This is a genomic window from Enterococcus sp. DIV1726a (assembly GCF_051710985.1).
GTDB lineage: Bacteria > Bacillota > Bacilli > Lactobacillales > Enterococcaceae > Enterococcus_B > Enterococcus_B hirae.
On sequence record NZ_JBIOLS010000001.1, the window covers coordinates 2,042,568 to 2,066,224 of the forward strand.

The 23,657-nt window shown below is 37.0% G+C and carries 25 protein-coding genes and 2 tRNA genes; 1 reads left to right on the top strand and 26 read right to left on the bottom strand.

Annotated features, from left to right (window positions below; translation table 11 throughout):
- Positions 1–92 precede the first annotated feature (92 nt).
- The 12 genes from IGJ27_RS09215 to IGJ27_RS09270 all read right to left on the bottom strand — a co-directional run bounded on the left by IGJ27_RS09215 (position 93) and on the right by IGJ27_RS09270 (position 13,640).
- The gene (locus IGJ27_RS09215; protein ID WP_010718566.1) at positions 93–947 is read right to left on the bottom strand and encodes a phosphate ABC transporter substrate-binding protein PstS; all 855 of its coding nucleotides are present in this window, start codon (positions 945–947) and stop codon (positions 93–95) included.
- 349 nt (positions 948–1,296) lie between these two features.
- Positions 1,297–2,745 (bottom strand): cardiolipin synthase, encoded by a 1,449-nt coding sequence (gene cls / locus IGJ27_RS09220; protein WP_010718567.1) that lies wholly within the window; start codon positions 2,743–2,745, stop codon positions 1,297–1,299.
- A gap of 85 nt (positions 2,746–2,830) precedes the next feature.
- The gene (locus IGJ27_RS09225; RefSeq protein WP_178305790.1) at positions 2,831–3,676 is read right to left on the bottom strand and encodes an acyltransferase domain-containing protein; all 846 of its coding nucleotides are present in this window, start codon (positions 3,674–3,676) and stop codon (positions 2,831–2,833) included.
- A 677-nt stretch (positions 3,677–4,353) separates the two neighbouring features.
- Positions 4,354–5,238, bottom strand: a complete 885-nt coding sequence (ftsX, locus tag IGJ27_RS09230) for a permease-like cell division protein FtsX (RefSeq protein WP_278250225.1) — start codon at positions 5,236–5,238, stop codon at positions 4,354–4,356.
- Positions 5,231–5,917, bottom strand: coding sequence for a cell division ATP-binding protein FtsE (gene ftsE / locus IGJ27_RS09235; RefSeq protein ID WP_010718569.1), 687 nt, complete (start codon positions 5,915–5,917; stop codon positions 5,231–5,233). Before ftsE ends, ftsX begins: the two co-directional genes overlap by 8 nt.
- A gap of 104 nt (positions 5,918–6,021) precedes the next feature.
- Positions 6,022–7,120 (bottom strand): peptide chain release factor 2 gene (prfB, locus tag IGJ27_RS09240; protein ID WP_178243920.1). Its coding sequence is split into 2 segments (ribosomal slippage): positions 6,022–7,047 and positions 7,049–7,120, totalling 1,098 coding nucleotides; the frame shifts between segments, so codons are not numbered across the junction.
- 145 nt (positions 7,121–7,265) lie between these two features.
- Positions 7,266–9,800, bottom strand: coding sequence for a preprotein translocase subunit SecA (gene secA, locus IGJ27_RS09245; RefSeq protein ID WP_010718571.1), 2,535 nt, complete (start codon positions 9,798–9,800; stop codon positions 7,266–7,268).
- A 215-nt stretch (positions 9,801–10,015) separates the two neighbouring features.
- Entirely contained in the window at positions 10,016–10,576 is a 561-nt protein-coding gene (gene hpf, locus IGJ27_RS09250) for a ribosome hibernation-promoting factor, HPF/YfiA family (RefSeq protein WP_010718572.1), read from the bottom strand.
- 133 nt (positions 10,577–10,709) lie between these two features.
- Positions 10,710–11,399, bottom strand: coding sequence for a ComF family protein (locus IGJ27_RS09255; RefSeq protein WP_178305789.1), 690 nt, complete (start codon positions 11,397–11,399; stop codon positions 10,710–10,712).
- A 30-nt stretch (positions 11,400–11,429) separates the two neighbouring features.
- The gene (locus IGJ27_RS09260) at positions 11,430–12,758 is read right to left on the bottom strand and encodes a DEAD/DEAH box helicase (RefSeq protein ID WP_178305788.1); all 1,329 of its coding nucleotides are present in this window, start codon (positions 12,756–12,758) and stop codon (positions 11,430–11,432) included.
- 175 nt (positions 12,759–12,933) lie between these two features.
- Positions 12,934–13,257, bottom strand: coding sequence for a PTS sugar transporter subunit IIB (locus IGJ27_RS09265; RefSeq protein WP_010718577.1), 324 nt, complete (start codon positions 13,255–13,257; stop codon positions 12,934–12,936).
- A gap of 95 nt (positions 13,258–13,352) precedes the next feature.
- Positions 13,353–13,640, bottom strand: a complete 288-nt coding sequence (locus IGJ27_RS09270; protein WP_010718578.1) for a DUF7662 domain-containing protein — start codon at positions 13,638–13,640, stop codon at positions 13,353–13,355.
- 128 nt (positions 13,641–13,768) lie between these two features.
- Between IGJ27_RS09270 and IGJ27_RS09275 the strand changes: the two genes are divergently transcribed.
- A complete protein-coding gene (locus tag IGJ27_RS09275) occupies positions 13,769–14,416 on the top strand; it encodes a YigZ family protein (RefSeq protein WP_053765692.1) in 648 nt (215 codons plus the stop codon).
- Between the two features lie 95 nt (positions 14,417–14,511).
- On the opposite strand, the gene IGJ27_RS09280 is transcribed toward IGJ27_RS09275, so the two are convergent.
- The 14 genes from IGJ27_RS09280 to IGJ27_RS09345 all read right to left on the bottom strand — a co-directional run bounded on the left by IGJ27_RS09280 (position 14,512) and on the right by IGJ27_RS09345 (position 23,655).
- Complete coding sequence (locus IGJ27_RS09280; RefSeq protein WP_010718580.1) at positions 14,512–15,219, bottom strand: GntR family transcriptional regulator; 708 nt, start codon at positions 15,217–15,219, stop codon at positions 14,512–14,514.
- Between the two features lie 256 nt (positions 15,220–15,475).
- Complete coding sequence (locus tag IGJ27_RS09285) at positions 15,476–15,646, bottom strand: hypothetical protein (RefSeq protein WP_178305787.1); 171 nt, start codon at positions 15,644–15,646, stop codon at positions 15,476–15,478.
- A gap of 120 nt (positions 15,647–15,766) precedes the next feature.
- Positions 15,767–15,838: transfer RNA gene (locus tag IGJ27_RS09290), tRNA-Gln, on the bottom strand.
- A gap of 6 nt (positions 15,839–15,844) precedes the next feature.
- Positions 15,845–15,925, bottom strand: a tRNA-Tyr gene (locus IGJ27_RS09295).
- An 87-nt stretch (positions 15,926–16,012) separates the two neighbouring features.
- Positions 16,013–16,246, bottom strand: a complete 234-nt coding sequence (locus IGJ27_RS09300; RefSeq protein ID WP_010718582.1) for a DUF2969 domain-containing protein — start codon at positions 16,244–16,246, stop codon at positions 16,013–16,015.
- An 83-nt stretch (positions 16,247–16,329) separates the two neighbouring features.
- Complete coding sequence (locus tag IGJ27_RS09305; RefSeq protein WP_034699200.1) at positions 16,330–17,217, bottom strand: ROK family protein; 888 nt, start codon at positions 17,215–17,217, stop codon at positions 16,330–16,332.
- Positions 17,218–17,297: 80 nt separating this feature from the next.
- Positions 17,298–17,795, bottom strand: coding sequence for a GNAT family N-acetyltransferase (locus IGJ27_RS09310; RefSeq protein ID WP_256733921.1), 498 nt, complete (start codon positions 17,793–17,795; stop codon positions 17,298–17,300).
- On the bottom strand, positions 17,782–18,051 hold the full coding sequence (gene yidD, locus IGJ27_RS09315; protein WP_010718585.1) for a membrane protein insertion efficiency factor YidD: 270 nt from the start codon (positions 18,049–18,051) through the stop codon (positions 17,782–17,784). Before yidD ends, IGJ27_RS09310 begins: the two co-directional genes overlap by 14 nt.
- 180 nt (positions 18,052–18,231) lie before the next feature.
- The gene (locus tag IGJ27_RS09320; protein WP_010718586.1) at positions 18,232–18,408 is read right to left on the bottom strand and encodes a DNA-directed RNA polymerase subunit beta; all 177 of its coding nucleotides are present in this window, start codon (positions 18,406–18,408) and stop codon (positions 18,232–18,234) included.
- Positions 18,409–18,420: 12 nt separating this feature from the next.
- Complete coding sequence (gene murA / locus IGJ27_RS09325) at positions 18,421–19,722, bottom strand: UDP-N-acetylglucosamine 1-carboxyvinyltransferase (protein ID WP_010718587.1); 1,302 nt, start codon at positions 19,720–19,722, stop codon at positions 18,421–18,423.
- Positions 19,723–19,826: 104 nt separating this feature from the next.
- Positions 19,827–20,060, bottom strand: coding sequence for a DUF1146 family protein (locus IGJ27_RS09330; protein ID WP_010718588.1), 234 nt, complete (start codon positions 20,058–20,060; stop codon positions 19,827–19,829).
- Between the two features lie 449 nt (positions 20,061–20,509).
- Positions 20,510–21,361, bottom strand: coding sequence for a hypothetical protein (locus IGJ27_RS09335; RefSeq protein WP_256733920.1), 852 nt, complete (start codon positions 21,359–21,361; stop codon positions 20,510–20,512).
- A 144-nt stretch (positions 21,362–21,505) separates the two neighbouring features.
- Positions 21,506–23,014 (bottom strand): hypothetical protein, encoded by a 1,509-nt coding sequence (locus IGJ27_RS09340; protein ID WP_256733919.1) that lies wholly within the window; start codon positions 23,012–23,014, stop codon positions 21,506–21,508.
- 218 nt (positions 23,015–23,232) lie between these two features.
- Positions 23,233–23,655 (bottom strand): F0F1 ATP synthase subunit epsilon, encoded by a 423-nt coding sequence (locus tag IGJ27_RS09345; protein WP_010737985.1) that lies wholly within the window; start codon positions 23,653–23,655, stop codon positions 23,233–23,235.
- Positions 23,656–23,657: the final 2 nt, after the last annotated feature.

The window sequence follows — 23,657 nt, forward strand, 5'->3', positions numbered from 1 at the left end:
AACATACTTATACAGTGTACAAAGCGAACATCAATTTGAGTTTAATAACATGTAAAATTTATGCGAAGTTTGTAAAGATTGTGTAAAGATGATTATTTTACAATATTTCCTTCCCAATCACGTTCTACTTGCATACGTGAAACCGGAATATAACCTAATTCACCTACGATATTATTTTGAACTTCTTCTGATAGCATGTAGTTTAAAAACTCTTTCGTTAACTGTTTTGGTTGATTTTTTGTATACATATGTTCATAAGCCCAAATGATCCATTTATTGGTCGTAACGTTGTCATCGGTTGGCTCTACACCATCAATACTCAAAGTAGCCACATCGTTGGTTACATATGAGAAAGCGACATAACTAATTGCTCCTGGAGTATCTGCAACGATTTGTCGCACCATTCCGCTTGAATCTTGTTCTTGCGCACGAATCGCCGTTTCTCCATCAAGGACCCATTTTTCAAAAGTACTACGTGTCCCACTTCCTGATGCACGATTTAAAATAACCACTGGTTGGTCTTTCCCGCCAAGTTCTTTCCAGTTGGTGATTTCACCCGTAAATAACTTCCGTAAGTTTTCCATTGAGATGTCTTTAACGCCCACTTCCTTGTTAACGATCGGTGTGATCCCAACTACAGCCACCCGATGATCAACTAAAGCAGATGCATCAATTCCAGATTTTTCCTCCGCAAATAAATCAGAATTCCCGATATCTACTGCTCCAGATTGGACTTGAGATAATCCAGTTCCACTTCCTCCTCCTTGGACATTGATGAATTTCCCAGGGTTTGCAGCCTGAAAAGATTCAGCGACTGTTTCAACTAATGGTTGCAATGCGGAAGACCCGACAGCTGTAATGGATTCTCCTCGATCGATCCATTTTGAACAACCTGATAAAAGAATAGTTAATCCTATTATTGGTAAAAGTAATTTTAATTTTTTCATTTAGAAATCTCCTTCAGTCCTAAAGTAAGTTCATTTTAACATTTAACAAAATACTTGAAAACGAATTAAAATTATAAAATAACAAAAATAATGATTATTAATAAAAAAACACTATCTCATTAGGTTATTCTATGCTATACTGGCTTTGAAATGTGTCTCTTTATCAAACATTATCTAACTTATTTCTTGCTTTCCCCAAAAACAAGAAGTACCCCAAAGTTAGTTTTGTTCCTGTGAGACGCTTTCTCCATTTCTGACAGTTTACAGAAATGGCCCCGACAGAAAAAGGACATGAGCTGACGTCTTAGACGCCTCCCTCATGTCCTTTTTGATTAGCTGGAAGTAGCAATTATAATAATGGCGAGATCAATCGTGCCAAACCTTCTTTTAATTTGATGATAAATCCTCGATTTTCATAGCGTTCTTTGGTTAACAGTTGTGACTTTCTTGAATCAGCAAAGAAAGCTTTTCTTACGTGAGTCGCCATTCCTTCATCATAGATCAACGCATTCACTTCAAAGTCTAATTTGAATGAACGGACATCAATATTTGCTGAACCAATTGAAACTATTCCACTGTCAATGATCATGGTCTTAGCATGGATAAACCCATTTTCATAGGTTTCGATCACTGCACCATATTCGATTAGTTCTGCTGCAAAAGAATAAGTTGCCCAATAGACTAACGGATGATCAGGTTTATTGGGAATCTGAATCTGAACTTTGACACCAGAAAGCAAGGCTAATTTCAATGCTTCATGAATGGATTCATCTGGGATATAGTAAGGCGTTTGAATCAATATTTCTTTTTTTGCTAATGAAATCATTTTTAAATAAGTCAATTTGATTTGTTCATGCTCAGAATCTGGGCCACTTGTGACGATTTGAAGTGCTAAAGTGCCTACAGAATCAATTTTTGGGAAAAATTTTGGTGCATAGCTGACTTCTTTCACGTGCTGCGAGTTCCAATCCATCAAGAAACGATTTTGTAGCGTATAAACTGCTTCCCCGTAGATTCGCAAATGATTGTCTCGCCAATAACCAAACTTTGAAACTTCTCCTAAATATTCGTTTCCTACATTGAATCCACCAGTATAACCAATTTTCCCATCAATGACAACGATTTTCCGATGGTTTCGATAATTGATTCGTGGATTGATATAAGGGACAAATAGTGGAAAGAAAAAAGCGACTTCACCACCAGCTACCTGTAATTCGTGGAAAAATTTTGCATTTACTTGGGTAGACCCCCAAGCATCTAATAATACACGGACTTTGACCCCTCTTTGAGCTGCTTCAGTCAGCGCGTCACGCACTTCCTTACCCAGAGCATCGCCCCGATAAATATAATATTGTAGATGGATATGATCTTTTGCCTGCTTGATGTCTTCAATCAATGCATCAAATTTTTCTCGTCCATCCGTAAATAAAGTCACTTCATTTCCAGTTGTGTACAATGTACTTTCAAACACTGTCAGCATATAGATTAGTTGCTTGACATCAACTTGTCCTGTTGGTGGATGCGGATAAAGTCCTCGCATCAAGGCTTGTTTGTCTTCTTCAATTTCCAAGTTCTTCCCGATTTTCCCTTGGATCTTCAAATCAAATATCTTGTCTTGTGAAATACCTCTGCCAAAAAAGATATATAAAAGAAAACCGACAATCGGAATAAACATTAATACTAACAACCATGCCCATGTCTGAGCGGTTTCTTTTCGTTCACGAAAAACAATGACAATTGATAATAAGATATTCGCAATTAAGATGATCGTAAAAAAATTATCAACAACTACTCTCATGGCTCACCTCTTCACTTTTACACCTACTTAAGAATAGCCGAGATGTTTTTTAAAGTAAAGTGAAAGTATCAGACAGATAATGATCTCAATGAATTAAAATACCTACTGCTGAACCGATATGACCTCCTTGTAACATTTCTTTTTTTGCTGCTCTTTGAAGGGAAGTCTTCTCCGGATAACTCGTAACATCGGAAGAAATCGTATTGAAAATCCAAAATACACCTTCGTTTTTATTTGGTTCTGACAATAAAATTTGGTAATCGTTCGCAAATAAATTTAGATTTGCATCTGGCTTTAACCAATCTTTCAATTTAGGAGACAACAACCACGTATCCGTAATAAAAGACGCTGAGCGATAGTCTGGAAAATACTTCGTAATAAATTTTTTTGCTTCTGCATAATTTTTAGCAATGATGGAATATGTCATATCAGCATCCGATGGAATATGAATCGAGATGTAGCCTTTCTCTGCTAATTCAGGGACTTTATTTTTATGAGGAGGTGTCACCATCTCAAATTCTAATTGGTTGATTCTAAATTCCAACCCACAAACAAAGCGCCATGTCCAAAAACCTCGATCAAATTGATAGAAATGATTGATTCTCTTGGATTCTTCTAAAAAACGTGTGAACGCATGCATAGTCTCTTGATATATCTCAAAAGGGATTTGACGTGGCAAATAAACACGTTCCCAACTCATACTTGCTGCATAAAGATGAAAAGCTAGTTCTTTGATGGTCTCTCCTTGATACACTTCGGACAATCGTTTGGCTTCATCCTCTGCTTTGGTTACTTCCAATAACCGTTTTCCACTAGTAATTAATTCATTTTCTTCTAATTGTGAAATGACTTGTGTTAGCTCATGTTGCACTTCCTTTGGTAACTCGATTATTTCCATAAGTTTCTCTACTGTTATTATTGATGGTAACATCGTTCCTCCTATTGATCATTTACTTGATATTATTTTTTTATTTTATATTATGAGACAAAAAAATGATAGCGTTTTAGAAAAAGGTTGAGACAAAAGTGTTTAGCATCAAGAAATAAGAAGGAATTTCCGAAAATTTACAAGAAACACAAAAACTAGTTTTTGATGTTGATTGTTATCTACTTGGTGCTTCTCAAATTTTTGGTAAATTTCGGCAAATTTTCCGAAGATGCTGCTTTTGTCTCACCGTGAATCAGAGGTCGTGAAAACATCGGGTAGCTCTGATGACAATAAGAAAGAATTTTTTGAAACAGCTTCTCATGTTTTGAAAAATTCAGGCTTATTTCAAGGAGCTGATGTTTGAACACCGTTTAGCAAGAGGTCGTGAAAGAAGCGTTTAGCTCCGAGCGAATAAGAGAGGATTTTTTAAAATAGCTCCTCCTATTTTAGAAAATCATCGTTTATTGTTGAGGAGTTGCTTCTTGAACGCCGTTTATTCGTTTTTAGAGATACTAGAAGAGACTGAGACGAGTTTTGTCCCAATCTCAACTAAAAAAGCAGACAGAAAAATGAATTTCTGTCTGCTGATTCATTGAATCATCCATTTAAACTTTAAAGTTGTTGGATCTTCTTGAAACAACTCGTTCCATCCTTTCATATGGTGAAACGATGGAAATGAATTAAAACTTCAAGAATCTTCTCATCGAAATAATTGATCCTAATGAACCGATAATGATTCCGATCCCAGCCATCAAAGCGTTGATTTTCCACACGATATCCTGTGGTTGGATCAAGGAATAGTGGGAGCGCAATAATGAAGGGTTAAGCATTCGGAATACTTCTTGGTACCCAAATGTAATCAGCAATACCGGAATAATTGCACCGATCAAACCAATCCAGCCACCTTCTAAAAAGAATGGCCAACGAATGTAGCCGTTTTTGGCACCAACTAATCGCATGATTTGAATTTCTTTTTGGCGAGATAAGATCGTGATTCTGATTGTATTTGAAATCAAAAACATTGCAATAAACAATAATAATGCTGCTGCAGCTAAGCCCCATGTTCGAACGGTTCCTGCAAGCTTAAGAATTTTATCTGAAGACGTTCCACCGTAATCCGCGCGAGAAACATTCGCTAATTTTCCGGCTTCTTGAGATACTTGTTTCGTATAAGAAGGTTCTGACGTTTGAACGACATAAACATCATATAACGGGTTGTTATCTCCTTCAAATAAACTCCATGAATTCCCCATAGCATCCTGGATCTTTTTCAACTCTTGGTCTTTACTTGAGAATTTGACACTTTTGACGTGATCAATCTCTTTTAATTGTTTTTCAAGAGTCTTCATATCTTTTTCATTCGTGCCAATATCAACGAAAACAGAAACATCTACGTTGCCTTCGATATCTTCGGCTAGTTTCGTTGCATTCATGATCACAGCCATGAACACCCCAACTAATGTTAATGTGATCGTCACGGCACTCACTGAAGCGACAGTCATCCAGCCGTTACGCTTTAAACTCTTGATACTCTCTAATAAATGTCGGAAAAAGGTTCTAATCATCGTATCCATATTCCCCTTCCGCTTGGTCACGTATGATTCGTCCATTTTCGATGGCGATCACTCGATGACGAATTGTATTCACGATCGTACTGTTATGGGTTGCCATAACAACCGTTGTCCCTTGAGCATTGATTCGGTCCAATAACTTCATGATCTCCCAAGAATTCTCCGGATCTAGATTTCCTGTAGGTTCGTCAGCAATCAATACTTTCGGCGTATTTACGATTGCACGGGCAATCGATACCCGTTGCTGTTCCCCACCAGATAGCTCACTTGGAAAAACACGCACTTTATGTTTCAATCCAACAAGATCTAACACTTCCATCACACGTTTTTTGATATCTCGTGGTTTTCTACCGATTACTTGCATCGCATAAGCGACATTTTCGTAAACTGTTTTTCTCGGCAACAGTTTGTAGTCTTGGAAAACTACCCCGATTTCTCTGCGTAAGTAAGGAACATCTTTGTTTTTGATTGCCATTAAATCATGACCAGCAACATTTAAGGTTCCTTTTGACGCTTTTTCTTCTCGATACATCAATTTGATGAATGTAGATTTCCCAGCCCCTGATGGACCAACTACATAAACGAACTCTCCTTGATCGATAACAACCGATAAATTTCGGATTGCAGTCGTACCATTTGAGTACTTTTTCATGACATCCTTCATTTCAATCATGGCGTTCTCTCCATATCTTTTCTCAGTCTCTCACCATTATAGCATGGTAATGTTTCATCTTGCTTTCAAAATCTTACAATTTTATTTCAATTAAAGTCAACTATTTAGAGGTGCATTTTTAAATATCCGTCAATAAATAAGTCTAAATCGCCATCCATTACAGCTTGAACATTACCAGTTTCTACGTTTGTCCGGTGATCTTTTACCATTGAATATGGATGGAAGACATAGGAACGAATTTGTGAACCCCAACCAATTTCTTTTTGCTCCCCACGCAATGCTGCAGCTTCTTGTTCTTTCTTTTCAACCTCAAGTTGATACAATTTCGCTTTCAACATGCTCATTGCTTGTTCTCGGTTTTTTAATTGTGAACGCTGCGCTTGACTAGCTACGACCGTTCCTGTTGGAAGATGAGTGATCCGAACGGCAGACTCTGTTTTATTGATATGTTGTCCTCCGGCACCGCTTGCTCGGTACGTATCGATCTTCAAGTCATCTGGGTTGATCGCAACATCAATCGTTTCATCTAGTTCTGGCATCACATCGACCGAACAAAACGAAGTGTGGCGCCGTTTGGCTGAATCAAATGGGGAGATCCGAACAAGACGGTGGACACCTTTTTCCGATTTTAAATAGCCATATGCATTATGCCCTTTGATCAGTAAAGTCACACTTTTTATTCCTGCTTCATCCCCTGCTTGGTAATCCAATGTTTCCACTTGGTAGCCATGTTGTTCTGCCCAACGTGTATACATGCGTAACAACATACTTCCCCAGTCTTGGGATTCTGTACCCCCTGCTCCAGGATGAAGTTCGACGATTGCATGGTTGCGATCATATGGACCATCTAAAAGCATGGCTAATTCATACGTCTTCATTTTTTCGTCTAATAGTTGGATTCTATCTTCTGCTTCTTGTTGCATTTGTGCATCTGGTTCTTCTTGCAACATTTCTACCATTAGGGCTAACTCTTCTAATTCTTCAGCTAACGCATTGAATTGATCATACGTTTCTTTATTTGTGTTGTTTTCATTGATCACTTTTTGTGCTGCTTCGCTATCATCCCAAAAACCAGGCTCTGCCATTTTGGCTTCAGCTTCAGCGATGTCTTCTTCCAAACGATCTAAGTCAAAGAGACCTCCTGAAACTTGTGACCTTTTCTTCCATCTCAGCTAATAAGTTACGGATTTCTGAAATCTCCATAAACTTCCCTCTTTCTATCTACATTATTTTATGTTTTATTCAACCACTTTAGTTTAACAGAAACGCTTCATAACAGAAAGAAGGTGAGTCGATTCTTAATCAAAAAGAACCGATCTCACCAATCTTATCTGCTAGCTGTCAAAAATTAGTTCTCATCTTTTCCATGACAGTTTTTATATTTTTTCCCGCTACCACATGGACAAGGATCATTTCTGCCTACTTTGTTCACGTGAACCGGTTGTTTTTTGGCACTTGTGTTGCTATTTTCTTTTGCATCACCGGTAGTTGGTTGAACTGCTTCGCCGGTTGACACTTGCTCCCGTTGAACATTTTGACGAATCTCAGCTTTCATAAAGAGACGAGTCACTTCATATTCGATCGCTCCAACCATCTCTTCAAACATCTTGTATCCTTCTGTTTGATACTCAACCAATGGATTGTTTTGTCCATATGCTCTAAGACCGATTGATTGGCGTAATTGATCCATAGCATCGATATGATCGGTCCATTTCGAATCCACTACTCGTAGAATGACTACTTTTTCAAATTCTAGTAATTGTTCAGGTCCGTTGAGCTGGTTAGCTTTCGTATTAAATACTTCTTGTGCTAACTCATTTAAATATTCTTTGATCTGTTGCGGTTCTTTCCCTTTAAGATCATCGATTGAGATGCTATCTTCATGGACTAATGTACTACCTGCAAAATCAACGATTCCTTCAAGGTTCCAGTTGTCTTTTTCTAGTTGTGTGTGTGCATCTACTACCCGACTGATCGTACGTTTGATCATATTCATCATTGGTTTAGACAAACTTGTTTCTTCCATGATGACTTCTTGACGTTGTTTGTAGATAACTTCGCGTTGTTCTCGCATTACATCATCGTATTGTAAGACATTTTTACGAGTATCGTAGTTATTTCCTTCGACACGTTTTTGTGCTGATTCCACTTGTTTTGTCAGCATCTTACTTTGGATCACTGCATCCTCTTCACCGATTTTCATGCGATCTAAGAATGCTTTGATCCGTTCAGAACCAAATCGTTTCATCAGATCATCTTCCAATGAAAGATAGAATTGAGACATCCCTGGGTCTCCTTGACGTCCAGCTCTACCACGTAATTGGTTATCGATACGACGTGATTCATGACGTTCTGTCCCGATAACAGCTAGTCCGCCTAGTTCTCTGACACCAAGTCCCAACTTGATATCTGTACCACGTCCAGCCATATTCGTTGCAATCGTCACCGCACCTTTTTGACCAGCATTCATGATGATTTCCGCTTCTTTGAAGTGGTTTTTTGCATTCAATACTTCATGTGGGATACGTTCACGATTCAACATATCAGACAATAATTCTGAAGTTTCTACTGCTACCGTTCCGACAAGAACAGGTTGTCCTTTGCGGTAACGTTCTTTGATGTCTTGCACCACCGCTTGGAACTTGCTAGTCAATGTTGGATATAACAAATCAGGTCGGTCGTCACGAATGACTGGACGATTTGTTGGGATTTGACAAACTTGAATATTATAGATTTCCCGAAACTCTTCTTCTTCTGTTTTTGCTGTACCAGTCATACCTGACAGTTTCTTATACATTCGGAAATAGTTCTGGAACGTGATTGTCGCCATCGTTTTCGTTTCGTCTTCGATCTCTACGCCTTCTTTTGCTTCAATCGCCTGATGTAATCCATCAGAGTAGCGGCGTCCATCCATGATACGACCAGTAAATTGGTCAACGATCAAGACTTTTCCATCTTGGACCACATAATCAATATCCAAGATCATGATATAGTTGGCACGCAACGCTTGATCCAGATGGTGGGTTAAGGCAGTATTTTCAATATCATATAGATTTTCTAAGCCAAATGTTTCTTCGGCTTTCTCGATCCCCGCTTCAGTCAAGCTGATTGTTTTCGATTGCACATCGATTTTATAATCTTCTTCTTCTTTCAAACGTTTCACAAAATTATCTGTTCTTGTATATAAAGCTGTTGATTTTTCAGCTTGACCTGAAATAATCAACGGTGTTCTTGCTTCATCGATCAAGATCGAATCGACTTCATCGACAATCGCATAATTCAATGGTCTTTGAACCATTTGATGACGATAGACGACCATGTTGTCTCTTAGATAGTCGAAACCTAATTCATTATTGGTACTATAGGTAATATCACAATTGTAAGCATCTCGTTTTTCGTCCGCTGATTTTGAATTGATATTCAAGCCAACTGTTAAACCTAAAAAGTTGTATAATTCGCCCATTTCAGAGGAGTCACGAGTAGCCAGGTATTCATTGACAGTAACGACGTGAACGCCTTCTCCCGTCAATGCATTCAAATAAACCGGCATTGTCGCTGTTAAAGTTTTCCCTTCACCAGTACGCATCTCTGGGATATTTCCATCGTGAAGAACGATCCCCCCCATCAATTGTACATGGTAAGGATAAAGTCCCAACACTCGTTTGGCAGCTTCACGAACTACCGCAAAGGCTTCCGGTAATAATTGATCTAAAGTTTCCCCTTTTTGATAGCGAGCTTTAAACTCAGCTGTTTTTGCTTGTAATTGTTCATCTGTTAATGCTGCCATTTCGTCAGCATGATCTTCTACTTTTTTAGCAATACGATCTAAACGTTTTAGTTCTTTTTTATCATTTTCGATAATCGAACGAATAAAATTGGCCATGCGTTGTATAATCTCCTTTTTACATATATTATCCAGATTATGTAGATTCTAGTTTCTATTTTATCATTAGTTCTAGATAATTGAAATATCTTAACACAATTAATGTAATATATTCACAATTAATTCACAATTTCTGACGTAGACAAAAAAGAAGCTGTGGCAAACCGTGAAGGGTTTGCCACAAGCTTTTTACTGCTTTTTCTAATTGTTATTTATCAGTCGGTTTCAATCAAACCGTATTTGCCATCTTTACGACGGTAAACGATACTTGTACCATTGGTTTCTGCATCTTCAAAAATAAAGAAATTATGACCAAGCATGTTCATTTGTAGAACAGCCTCTTCACTGTCCATTGGTTTCAGTGATAAACGTTTCGTACGGACAATGTCTAATTCAGAATCATTTTCATGATCGGCATCGTCAGCTTCGTTATTGAATAATACCGCTGCATCGGCTGTGTTCATACCGGTTTCGCGAGATTTACGGTTAATTTTTGTTTTGAATTTGCGGATTTGTCGTTCCAATTTGTCAACTACCAAATCAATACTTGCATAAAGATCAGGTGATGTTTCTTCGGCACGCAATACAAGATAAGGTAATGGAATAGTTACTTCCACTTTCGCTGTTTTTTCAGTATAAACTTTTAAATTTACATGTGCTGTAGCATCGGGTGCATCACTGAAATAGCGTTCAAGTTTTCCTACTTTTTTCTCAACGTAGTCACGAATCGCTTCAGTTACTTCGATATTTTCACCGCGTACATTGTATCTAAACATAAAAATTACCCCTTTCGTCTACCACAATCAAGAAGGAGAAGGACCACTCTTTCCCTCTTCTTACTACCATTATATCGAACTCTAATCCATTTGCAAACTAAATCGCTATCAAGGACATTCGTTTTTCATTTATTTATCGAGCTAGCGAAAAGGTGCGGATTTTTTCAGGAGCATGTGGCAATAAACAAGAAGCCGCATGGAAAAGGGTTTGCCCCGTCGTATAGACATCGTCTACCAACAATACTTTTTTCCCTTTGATGATCGTTGGAACAACAGCTAATTTGAAAGGTTGGGTAGTTTTAAAACGTTCCTGACGTGTTTTTTGGGATTGTGGAAGTGAATGATCAGAGCGAGTCAGCAGTTGACTATAAGGTATTTTAGCTACTCTCAACATTTCAATGACCTGATTAAACCCACGTTCTTTTAAACGAGCAGTTGCTAGTGGGATTGGACAGATTTGATAATCGCTAAATTCTTGTTGTATTATTTGCAACTGTTTAGCAAATGTACCTGCCAGTCGGACATCTCCCATAAATTTATAGCGCTTTAACCATTCTTTGAAGGCTGAATCATAGTAAAAACAAGCATGATGACTGAAATCATAATTGGGATAGTCGTTTTTCCAGGCAATACAATCTTCACAATACGTAATATCACCAGGCAGTTCTTTCTGGCAAGTTCGACAGCTTTGCTGTTTATTTATCGGACGAAACAAATTTGAACAGTCCTCACAAATCTGAGGAAGAATCTTTCCCAACCCAAGAATCTCGCTGATCTTCAAATTTCGGATGACTTGTTTTTGACAATAACTACAACGATTCATGTGTTTTTTCTCCTCTAGGCTCACTATTTTTCATAGCAAGCTGCTTTTTTCCTGACGATTCATTTCTTTGATCTCACGACAGGCTAATTTGATAGCTTTTGTCAGTTCTTCATAGAAAAAATAGACTTGGCTATTGGTAAAATCTCCCTTTCGATCGGCTCGACCAGCGATTTGTACAAGGGAAGATTTAGTAAAAACACGGTGATCAGCGCCTAACACGATCACTGACACATTCGCAAATGTTACCCCACGTTCCAAAATCATTGTAGTAAGTAACACATCATATTGTTGCTTTCTCATTTGCTGAACTTTTTCTGAACGGTTTGGATCTTTTGCGGATGCATCGGTAATACGGTACATGGGTAAACAACGCTTTAACAGTGAGGCTAATCGATTCATTAAGGCAATCGACGGACAAAATAATAAGACATGATTTTGTTGGAGCAGCATCTTTAGACACTTCAAAAGTGGTCGAAGTTTTTTTTCTTTCAAACATTTATTCGGCCAGTCATTCCAAAAAAACAAATGTGGTTCAGGCAATAACCGTTGATGGAAGCGAAGGGGCAATTGATGGATCAAAAAGGTTGAACGGATTTTTTTCAGTAACTGTTCATTAGGTGTCGCACTTAAATAGATAAATGTTCCTTTTGGTTTAATTGCAGTTTCAACAGCATAAGCTAATCCAGGATCTCCTGCAAAAGGGAACGCATCCACCTCATCGACGACTAACAGATCAAACGCCTGATAAAAACGATACAGCTGATGCGTAGTCGCAATCACGAATGGACTAAAGCGATAGGCTTCTTTCTTTTTTCCATGAAGCAGGACAATGTCTTCTTCTGGAAAAACGCCACAAAAACGCAGGTAAAGTTCGTTACACACATCAACCCTAGGTGAAACTAATGCGACTCGTCCACCTTTTTCTAACGTTTTTATGACCTTTTCATAAAGCATCTCAGTCTTTCCCGCTCCTGTCACAGCCCAAATCATGTGCTGTTTTCCCGAGACATCAGTGACCAAGTTCGTAGAAATCGCTTGTTGAGTTGGCGTTAACTTTCCTGTCCAAGTAAAACAGACATTTCTTTTCGGCAACTCAGGTTGTTCAAATAAAAATAATTCTTGTGTGTTGTCACAACGACCTAAAAAAAGACAAACAGGACAAAAGAGGATTGGTTGCTTTTGCTCTGATTTACCTATTTTTGTTCGCATGCTGCATCGATTACATGTTAACCAATTTCCTTGTAGATGAATGGCAGCTAGTTTCTGATAGCGAATCTGTTCAAAACTCTCTGTCCATTCTCTCAAGTCTCTCGTAAGTAATCGTCTACCATATAAACTGCATAAACTACTTTTTTTCATCTAATCCCCTAAAAGAAGATACGCTACATCAGTCCATTCTTCAAAAAATTTGAGAATAAATGGTTATTTGAAACGGTTGGTATAAAAAATAAGCCAAAAAATCCTTGAATAGGCGCCCTATTCGCTGGATTTTTCGGCTTATTTCCGATTTGAACATCTTAGTATGCTCTGTCCTTTATTTGTTTTCAATTAAATGGATGGCTTGTTGTAATACTTTTTCGCCATTCATCAAACCATAATCTGCCATATTGATAATATCTAATGGGATTCCTTTTGGCTCTAGACGTTTTTCAAAATCAGCTTTCATGAAGCGGACTTGTGGTCCCAACAGCAAAACATCAACTTCTTTAGAAGCTAGCTGATTATCGGCATCAGAAGCTGATACGGCAAAAATATCCGTATCAATTCCTTGTTCTTCAGCAGCTTTTTGCATTTTTGTTACAAGTAAACTGGTACTCATCCCAGCAGAACATACGAGCATGATTGTTTTTTTAGTCATTTTACTCTCTCCATTCTTTTAACTTTTGCAAACGATTTCTTTTTTGCTTGTGTGATTATTATACAAAAAAGCAAGATAATGTCAACGTTTTCTTATCAGTCGAATAGCCAACTCGATTTAACTAATTGATTGAACACAACATATTCTTTTTTTAAATTGATCACCACAACCTCGTAGCCAGCATTGATCCAGCCATATGCTCCTTTTTCTGGGTGCTTATAATCATTTGCCCACCAATCAGTGCTTTGTCTAGCTGATTTAGGGAGCCCATAACTTGGAAAAAGAAGTTCGTCGATCTGTGTAAATGTTAAAGTAACCTGTGATCCCCCGTTATTTTTTAAATATTGGGTGATGGCGTCATATTTTTTTATGCGTTCTTTCATCCCCATCTCACCTTTCTTTCTTCTATTATCCCATAGACTCTCTTCATTACTCAAGTATTATAAGTGTTGAAACTAAAGGAATAATTCATTATACTTTGACTATTATCAACTACTTGTAAGGAGGAAGCATCACGCTGAATAGTTATAGAACCATCCAAGCAGACGGTCAAGCAGAAATCGAAGTCAAAAAATCTCGTTTTATTTGCTCTATGAAACGAATTGAAACGGAAGCAGAAGCTAAAGCGTTTATTCAGGCAATGAAAAAAGAGCATTGGAAAGCAAACCATAACTGTAGTGCTTTCGTTCTCGGTGAAAAAAATGAAATTCAACGCAGTAGTGATGACGGTGAGCCTAGTGGTACGGCAGGTGTCCCAATGCTGGAAGTACTAAAAAAAAATGAATTGATCAATGTGGTCGCTGTCGTCACACGCTATTTTGGTGGGACAAAATTGGGTACCGGTGGTTTGATTCGTGCCTATACACAGGCTGTTTCTCACGCACTAATTGAAATCGGGATCGTTGAAGGAACACAACAGCAAGAAATAGCTGTCCATATCACCTATCCGCAATTAGGTAAATTAGAAAATATGCTTGAGTTGAAACATATTCCTATAAAAGAAACGATCTACACAGACAAAGTCACGGTTCACTGTTTGATTGTAGAAAAAGAAGTTACTGCATTTAAAACAGCAGTCGTTGAATTATTGAATGGACAAGTGGAATTTACAGATGGGCCAATTTCCTATCATGAACAATTGGTAGAAGCTGACCAGTAATCACTCTAACCGCTGATTTCGAAATCAAAAAAGAAGAGCCTAGGACAAAACTTGTCTCAGGCTCTTCTTTATTTGGACTGTTTCGTGTCCCTCTTTTATTTCTCTAAATAAAATTCAAAACGATTCCCTACATATTGCGTACGAACATATTCAAATGGGGTACCGTCATCAAAATAAGAAGTTTGGCGTAAACGTAACACAGCATCTCCTTTTTTTACTTCTAAATATTCTGCAATTTTTTCTGAAGCAAGAATGGCTGTGATTGTTTGATTAGCTGCCCCGATCTTATGCCCACTTTTCTCTTCGAGTACCCGATAAAGAGAATTGGTAATTTCAGATTTACTATAGTCTGCAATAATCTTTTGCGGGATACTGGCTACTTCAAAACAGATTGGTATATCATCAGCATAACGAATTCGTTCCATACGAAGAATCGTTTCGTCTTTTTCCAGTTGCAGCTTCTCCATTTCACTAGAACTTGGGGAAGTTAAAAAATAAGAGATTGTCCGACTAGAGGGTACTCGATTCTGTGATTCCATAATTTCAGTAAAACTGGTCGCACCAGACATCTTTTCTTGGACTTTTTCTCTTGCTACATATGTACCTGAGCCAATTTTTCTTTCCAAAATCCCTTCATCAGCCAGGTTTTGAATGGCTTGACGTAAAGTCATTCGACTAACATTGAATTTCACTGCCAATTCTCTTTCAGAAGGAAGGCGATCACCGATTTTCCAAATACCTTGTTCGATTTCACTTTTGATCTGATCATGGATTTGTATATAGACTGGTAGTTGATTCGACATAACGTATATCCGCCCTTTCATTTCCTTTATTATAACTGGTATATACCTGGTTCACAACTGAAAAGGAAAAAGTTTCTTTTGCTCGACTAATTGTCGATCAATCATTTGCCAATCCGATTATTTTATCCAAAAGTTTATGTAAGTAAATGTGTGTCCTTCCTCTTTAATCCAAGTGGAAGGATTGAAAATCATTTTTTAAAATAACAAAATCTCCAAAAGACAGCAAAATCACTGTTTTTTAGAGATTGTGTTATTCTTAACGGTTTTTTGAAAGCCATTTTTTTGTGTGATTGGTTGGACGCTTTGATTTCACTTGTATCGCTTTTTCTGATTTTTTCGGTAACCAGACTTCTACCTGATACTTTTCCGACTTAATCAAATCATAGATTTTCTCTGCGGTCTCATCTACTTTTTCTTTCCACTTCATTTTACTGCCCCCTTTTTTTGATCTATCTACTATTCACTCTAGCCTATTTCATGATAATCTTCAAGAAACAAGCTGTTTTCACACAAAAAAAGAGTGATCTTAATAGATCACTCCGTACTACTGGGGTAGCTGGATTCGAACCAACGCATGAGGGAGTCAAAGTCCCTTGCCTTACCGCTTGGCTATACCCCAATGAAATGGAGGAGAGTGGATTCGAACCACTGAACCCTAAGGAACGGATTTACAGTCCGTCGCGTTTAGCCACTTCGCTACTCCTCCGAAAGGTTTGTATCAACCTGACTTAGTTATAATACCTAATTTTCCAGATTTTTGCAACCCCTTATTGAAAATTTTTTTGATATTTTTTTATTCGTGAAGATTCCAGTGACGAATAACTGTTTCTATCGCGTTTTCAAGACTCTTTTCTTTCCCAAAATCTTCTTCACCAAAAAAAATTTCAAATTCTTTTGGTCCATAAGCCAAAATTTCCCCAATCATTTTTTTACCAATAAATAACTGAGTCACATCATAAGTTGTTCCTTTGATTTGTTTTTTGACTTCTTCGATACGTACTTCAATATCTTTATTTTTTTTTGACATCTTTTTCCACCTCCATGATAGTTTATCATATTCATTCATGGAATGCCTACCATATGTCTAAAAGTTTTGTTCAACGCTATGCATCATTGAACTAAACCTTCACGTTGAGCGGTGAAATTGGCAGCTGCTCCAATCAAGTTTGCATCATTTCGATAATCACATAATAAAATTTTAGGATCAAAGTCATTTAGTTCTAAATCAGTAGTTAATTGTTTCATTCGTTGATTGATTTCTGTTAATAACCCTGCTTTTGCAGAGATCCCCCCACCAATCACGATGACTTCAGGATCAATCGAAAATTGGATACTAAACAAACCTTTTGTTAAATAATTATAAAAATTATCTACCTCTTCTTTTGCTAGTTCATCCCCTTGTTCTGCTCGTTCAAAGACTTCTTTTCCGCTATAAGTCGTACGTGAAACTCCCAAACGGTCACAGTAACGCCAAGCCATTTGAACTGCTGTACCAAGCTTACTAAATGTTTGATTGCCTTCTAAGAACATCAAGCCAAATTCTCCCCCGTACAAATGAGCGCCTTTATTTAGTTGTCCTTGGGTAAAGATTGCTCCACCTACTCCAGTCCCAAGTACAACAAATGCTACATGTTGATATTCTTTCGCTGCGCCTTCATAATACTCAGCCATTCCAGCACAATTAGCATCATTTTCGATCGTCACTGGTAAATGGAAGAGTTCCTCCAGTTCATGAAAAATATTGAATCCGTGGATATAAGGAATGGCACTAATCCCTTCAATCAGCTGTTTCTCCTGATTCACTACTCCAGGTGCGCTGATTGCTATGCCTTCAATCGCCTTCTGTTTTACAAACGTTTGGAATACCTGTTTTAAATGCGCTTTCATTTCTTCCCATGTCTTAGGAGTCGGAAATTGGCTGGTGTCTTCAAGCGCTTGTCCATTCCAATAGCCATATTTTACTGCGGAACCACCAAAATCAAAAACTAAAATACCCATCATTTATTTGTCTCCTTTTCTCATACTGTTTTTATTTTAAGTCAAGCCACAGTATTTTGAAAGCCTTTTTATGGATGAGTTCAAATTTTCTTTGCTAGAGTTACTTGATCTCGTAAACGTTGGCCATTTTCATAGATTGGCTGTTTATAATTTTTGACAAAATAATCTTTTTCTCTAGAAATTTCCAGGAAGCCGATTTTTTTATACAGTTGTAAAGCTGCTGATGACGTACTCCCCGTCCGAATAATGACTTGTTGTTGGGTGGTTTTTAACTTTTTCATTTCTTTTAGTGTATGGGTAAGCAACGCGTAGCCGATTCCTTGACCTTGAACTTTTGGAGCTACAGCTAAATTCATTATTTCAAACACTAATTTATTTGTGAGAAAAACGATCACTCCCTGAATGTCGTTTTCTGCTTTCCATATAAAACCAGACCCTTGATCAATGTATCGTTGGACGTTTTCCTCTTCAGGATCTGCATCCAACAATAATGACCAAGGTAAAGTTGATTGCTCTAGTGTGACGATACTTTTTTCTTCAGAATGCTCGGTCTTACCTGACTGTTTATTTTTCATCATAATTAGGCATCTCTTTATCTTTCTTATTACGTGTCAATTGGCAATTTAAAGGCACGTAATCGATTCCGCCCTTTACGAATGGATGGCAACGCAAAATGCGTGCTGTCCCCATCAGCGTTCCTTTAAATGCACCGTGTACTTGAATCGCACGTATCATATAGTTTGAACAAGTAGGATAGTACCGACAGCTAGGTGGAAAAGCAGGAGAAATAAACCGTTGATAAAAACGGACAATAGCCACTAAGATTTTTTTCATCTCATCACCTCATTATTAAAGCTTTGCTCCTCATTCTCCTATTCATGACAAACGACTGTTCAAAGGAGCAATAATCTGCCAAACAGTGGAATGACTCACAATAAAAAAGGACTTCTCAAAAGCGAAAATTCGTTTTAAGAAATCCTTTGTTTGCTTACACTATCATTTTCACAAAACTCTTTATCTGAAAAAATCCTGGATGTGCAGCCACAAACTTGGTTGAAAAACCTTAAACGGATTTCCACCACCGATAACCCCGTATCCAATCATTGTTCCAGCTATAAATAAAAGAATCAGTAATAGTATGACAACTAAAATCTTCACCAATGTGATTAAAATATACCGTTGGCTACTCATTTTATCACGTCCTTAAACAGTGACTTGAGCTGTTTTATCAGCGGGCGTTTGATCGATTGCCACACGTTCCACATCTGCACCTAAGTTTTGCAATTTAATATGGAATTGATAATAACCACGATCTAAGTATTTAAGATTGCGAACGCGTGTTATGCCATTTGCTTTTAAACCAGCAAGTACTAATGCTGCAGCAGCTCGTAAATCTGTTGCATAAACTTCAGCACCTTGTAATTCATGATTCCCGTCCATAATCGCTACGTTTCCATCAATCTTCACATGGGCGTTCATACGGCGCATTTCTTCCAAATGTTGGAAGCGATTCTCAAAAACTGTTTCAGTCACCATGCTCGTTCCCTCAGCAACTAACTGAATAGCAGTCATTTGGGCTTGCATGTCTGTCGGAAAACCAGGATGAGGCATTGTTTTGACGTCAGTTGGTAAAATATGTTTTGGACCAACAACTCGAATGCCGCCTTCTTCTTCAGTGATCGTTGCACCCATTTCAATTAATTTAGAAATCAACGGACGATTATGTTCTGAGATTGCATCTGCGATCAAGACATTTCCTTCAGTCATCGCTGCTGCTACCATAAAAGTACCTGCTTCGATCCGGTCTTGAACAATTGCGTGTTTCACTGCATGCAGATGATCGACTCCTTCGATACGCATCGTTTCCGTACCAGCACCATAGATATTTGCGCCCATTTTATTTAAAATATTTGCAAGATCTACAATTTCAGGTTCTCGAGCGACGTTTTCGATGATCGTTGTTCCTTTAGCTTTTACTGCTGCCATCATGATATTTTGAGTGGCTCCAACACTTGGAAAATCTAAATAGATCGTGTTACCGATCAATTCATCCGCAATAGCTTCGATGTAGCCATTTTTTTGAATGATTTTCGCACCCAATGCTTGGAATCCTTTAAGATGTAAATCAATTGGACGTTTCCCAATCGCACATCCCCCTGGCATGGCAACTTTTGCATGACCATTTCTAGCAAGTAATGGTCCCATTACAACGATAGAAGCACGCATTTGACTCACATATTCATATGGCGCTTCGATTTCTAATTGTCTTGACGCATCAAGCGTTACTTGATTATTGTCTTCATCAAACACTACATCTACGTTTAAATGACGAATCACTTGATTCATAGTGAAGACGTCAGAAAGAATTGGAACGTTGTCTAAAACGGTTGTTCCTTCTTCAGCCAACAAACTAGCAGCTAAAATAGGTAGAACAGCATTTTTAGCTCCTTCGATTTTTACTGTTCCATTCAATTGTTTGCCACCTTTGACGATGATCTCTTCCATGTTGTTCCCCCCAAAAAATTCCAATGAGCTATAAAGACTCAAAATCTTTTCTATTATATCATTTCTTTTATTAAAATAGTACCTTTTTTTATAGTACCTTTTTTTTACTGCAGGCTAACGAAAAGATTTCGACACAATGCAATAATTTCTAAGAAGAAATTACTGGCAGTATATCCTAAAAAAATAGAGAAGAATACAATCGCCATTCGAATTTGCGTATCATGCATTTTTTTAAAAAACATCTCAATTCGCAGTGACCGCAACGACCAGAAAGCCAGATAAATAAAAGCTAAATGACTCACGATTCGAATAATTGCATCAATTCCGTATACTTGCATAGTGACGTCCCTTCAAAATTATACTTTTTTTAATAACTAACAAAATGATGATACCATAAATTGGAAAAATAGAGAAATTATTGGTTGTAAAAAGATGGAATTTGTTGGCTAAACGAGACAAGAATTTTCAAGAACTTTACATTCAAATGATGACTCTGTTTTAATACCTTATTTTTATAAACTATTTTAACTACTATTTCACATGCATCTTTGATGAAAGTTGTTCCTTTTTTGCTTATGTACTCATATCATTATGATAGTATTTACCATTGTTAATTAAACGATTATTTAATATAAATATATGCTCTCTTTTATAGTGTAAGAACAAAAAATCCTTTGTTTAATTTCTTGATGATCGTACAATCAAGTCTATTTCTTTTTTTTGCCATCTTCTTTGCTTGTACTTTAAGGTCAGCTAAGTCATTTGTTATTGTTTCATTTAAATTCTTTTATCTACATATTCGTTGGTGGATTGTTTCTGGTTTCACTTGATTCTCTTGAGAGTGTGGTTGTTCTGCTACTTTTAGCTTAAATAAATTATTTTTTATTTCATTTAGATACTTTTGTCTACATATTCGTTGGTTGATTGTTTCTGGTTTCACTTGATTCTCTTGAAAGGGTGGTTGTTCATTCAACGCTTGCCAACTTTTTGGTTTATAACTTTCCCATTCATTTGGAGATGTTTTCCAAGGTGCAGGCACTTCATATCCATCTTCAAAAAAATGTACCTTTCCTTCAAAATCTTTCCAATTGCGAAAGAGATAGCGAAGTTCTTTAGGAGTGAAAGCCTTTTTATCTTTTTTTTCTATAATACGTTTCATATCTAAACCATCAATACAATAATAAATGGTTACATTTTCATTATCTCTTGCACTGTCTAATCCAATTTTACAACCTCTAACAATCAGCTGTCCTGTATATTTGCGATTTTTCTCACATAGGTGTTCTATATTTTTTTTCGTAGATTCATGTAGCCCAGGATTAAAATTGATTACTTTATTTTTTTCAGTATCTTGTGTGCGTTGAAAATAGTAAGACCATAAAGGCCACCAATCTTTAAATGGTGAAATATATTTTTTCCAATTTATTGAAAAATCTTTTAAGTATTCAAGATTCATCGGATTTTTTGGGTGATCATATGTAATCGATGAAAAATGATTATTGTACTCTCTGATATCACAGGGACCTTGTCCTTCAGTATCACTTGAATAGAATCCTTTTTTTCTAATTTTTTCAATCTGTTTCTGTAAGTTTTCCGCTTTTGGTGATAAGCCATAAAATAGAATTATTTCCTGTTTCATCGTTCATTTTCCTTCCCATAAGTTTATTTATTTTTAGTTTTCAAGGTAAATAATAGCAGCAATAATCGTCCTCCTTTGAACTTTTTTCTTTTGTCCTAGTCCGATTTAACAAAAAAAATAGTCATACTACGAAAATTAAAACACTCAACGTTCTTCCATAGCGGGAGATTGATTGTTTCTAATCGGTTGGTTTTTTAACTGAGTTCTCTGATCCATAATTGTCTTGTTTTTTTGTTCTGCTGTTTCAAACTCAGCTTTTCTAGCGAGATTTAATTTTATTCGTTCCTTCAAATAAGCAATGTTTTGATCAGTACTAGGATTAAAAAATTGATTTGTTTGATCAGTAGGAATCGATTTATCTTGTATTATTGCATCATAAAATGGCTTTTGGATTTTCTCATTTAGTTGCGGGTGAAACATATAAATTGGTGGGAGATATTGCTGATAATTTAACTGTCCTATTCGCTTGATGACATCAATTTGGCTACATGGTATTTTCTTTGATATTTCATTTATGTTTATTACGCCGTGTTTATCTATCTGTTCTTTTAATTCAGTATCCAGCCTTGACAATTTATATTGCATTGGCATAGTCCATCCAGAATATGTCAAAAGAATCCTATCTATTGAAGTTTCCTTCTGAGAACCATTCAGATGAGATGCGTGTGCTTGTTCTAGGAGAACTTTTAAGTGATTCTTAGCTAAAATTGTAATATCATTGTTGTTCAATCGTACCATTTGTTTAATATTTTCAAATGATAAATTTTTCCTTCCGTGAAATACTTCCGTTAATAATTGCCGTGCTTTTTCTTCAGACTCTACTTTTATTTTATTATTCTCAGCAGTTACATCTATATTATTCTCAATTAAAATGTTTTTTACAGTTTGACAACTCATCTCATGTTTTTTAGCTAATCGCAAAAAAAATAGTTTATGTCTTTGCTCCAACAAACACTTCACTGATTCAACAAGCGCTTGTTCCTTCTTACTTTGAGTGCTTGTCTGCCCATTCTCCAATGGTTGTTGTGTTGAACACCTGAACTCGCTATTACTTTCTATTGGCACGTTTGTATCTTGTACAAATTCCTTAGTTTCATATAAAGACTCTTGGGCTTTGGTAGACAGCGTTGTTGATTGGGAAGTGTTTCTGATCCCCAACATTTCTTCTATTTCCAGTAACCGTTCGACATCTAATGAGTACTCCAAATGATTTTCCAGTTCGTTCTCTGGAGCAACTTTTTGTTTCTTATACGGGGGAACTTGTACTTTGTTATTCTGTTCTGACACTGCATGACTATCTTGATTTTGAATCATTTTCAGTTCATTTTCGTTAATAATGTTTTGCAACGTTCTCTTTCTTTGAATTGGTTCCGATCGCGAGTGTTGTTGCTCAGCAAGATTATCTGTATTATTTTCCGATAGAGGTGGACCAAAATGATGTCTATTAGATGGAAACTCCTCTTTTTCTTGTTTTTCTGATTCAAGGCTCTTCTTTAAAAGATAGTCCCTAAATTCTTGTAATTGTTTATGTAACGAAACTGTTTGATCATCCGTAAGATTGCCTACTATTTCTGAGTAAGATAGTGATTTTTGTTGCGTATGTGTTTCTTCTTTTGTGTCTACTGAGGAAAAACGTTGAATTTTTTTTGGCATTATGATACCCCCTTTTTTACTGCAATTAGTTTACCATAGTATCCTAATGATGAAAGTTCCATATTTTTATGTAATAAAGAAGTAATTGTTCTTTACTTTTTATGTTTAGAATATAACTACCAATAAAAAAACGATAAAAAAAATCCAAAATTCTAAGGAATCTCCTTAAGAATCTTGGATTTTTTAAGGCCTACTTGTTAGGTCCTCATTCGTTGCTTTTAAGAATGTTTTGAAACCTTGATTCGGTTGATCGCACGATGCAAAGCAACTGTCGCACGTTTCAATTCATTCGTATCTTCTTTTTCTTTTGCTTCTGCGATTTGTCGCTCAGCACGTTGTTTGGCTCTTTCTGCCCGAGAAACGTCAATATCTCTTTCACGTTCTGCACTATCGGCAACGATTGAAACAACATTGTCACGAACTTCCATGATTCCGCCATTGACAGCAATCCAATCGACGTGGGTATCAGAGTCTGTTCTCTTCACACGGACTTCATCAATTGTTAATGGAACGATGATCGGCGCATGTTTAGGTAAAATACCAATTTCCCCCGCTGTAGTACGTGCTACTACGATCGCTGCATGGTGATCATAGACCAAACCGTCAGGAGTCACCACATTCACAGTTAAATATTGATCCATGG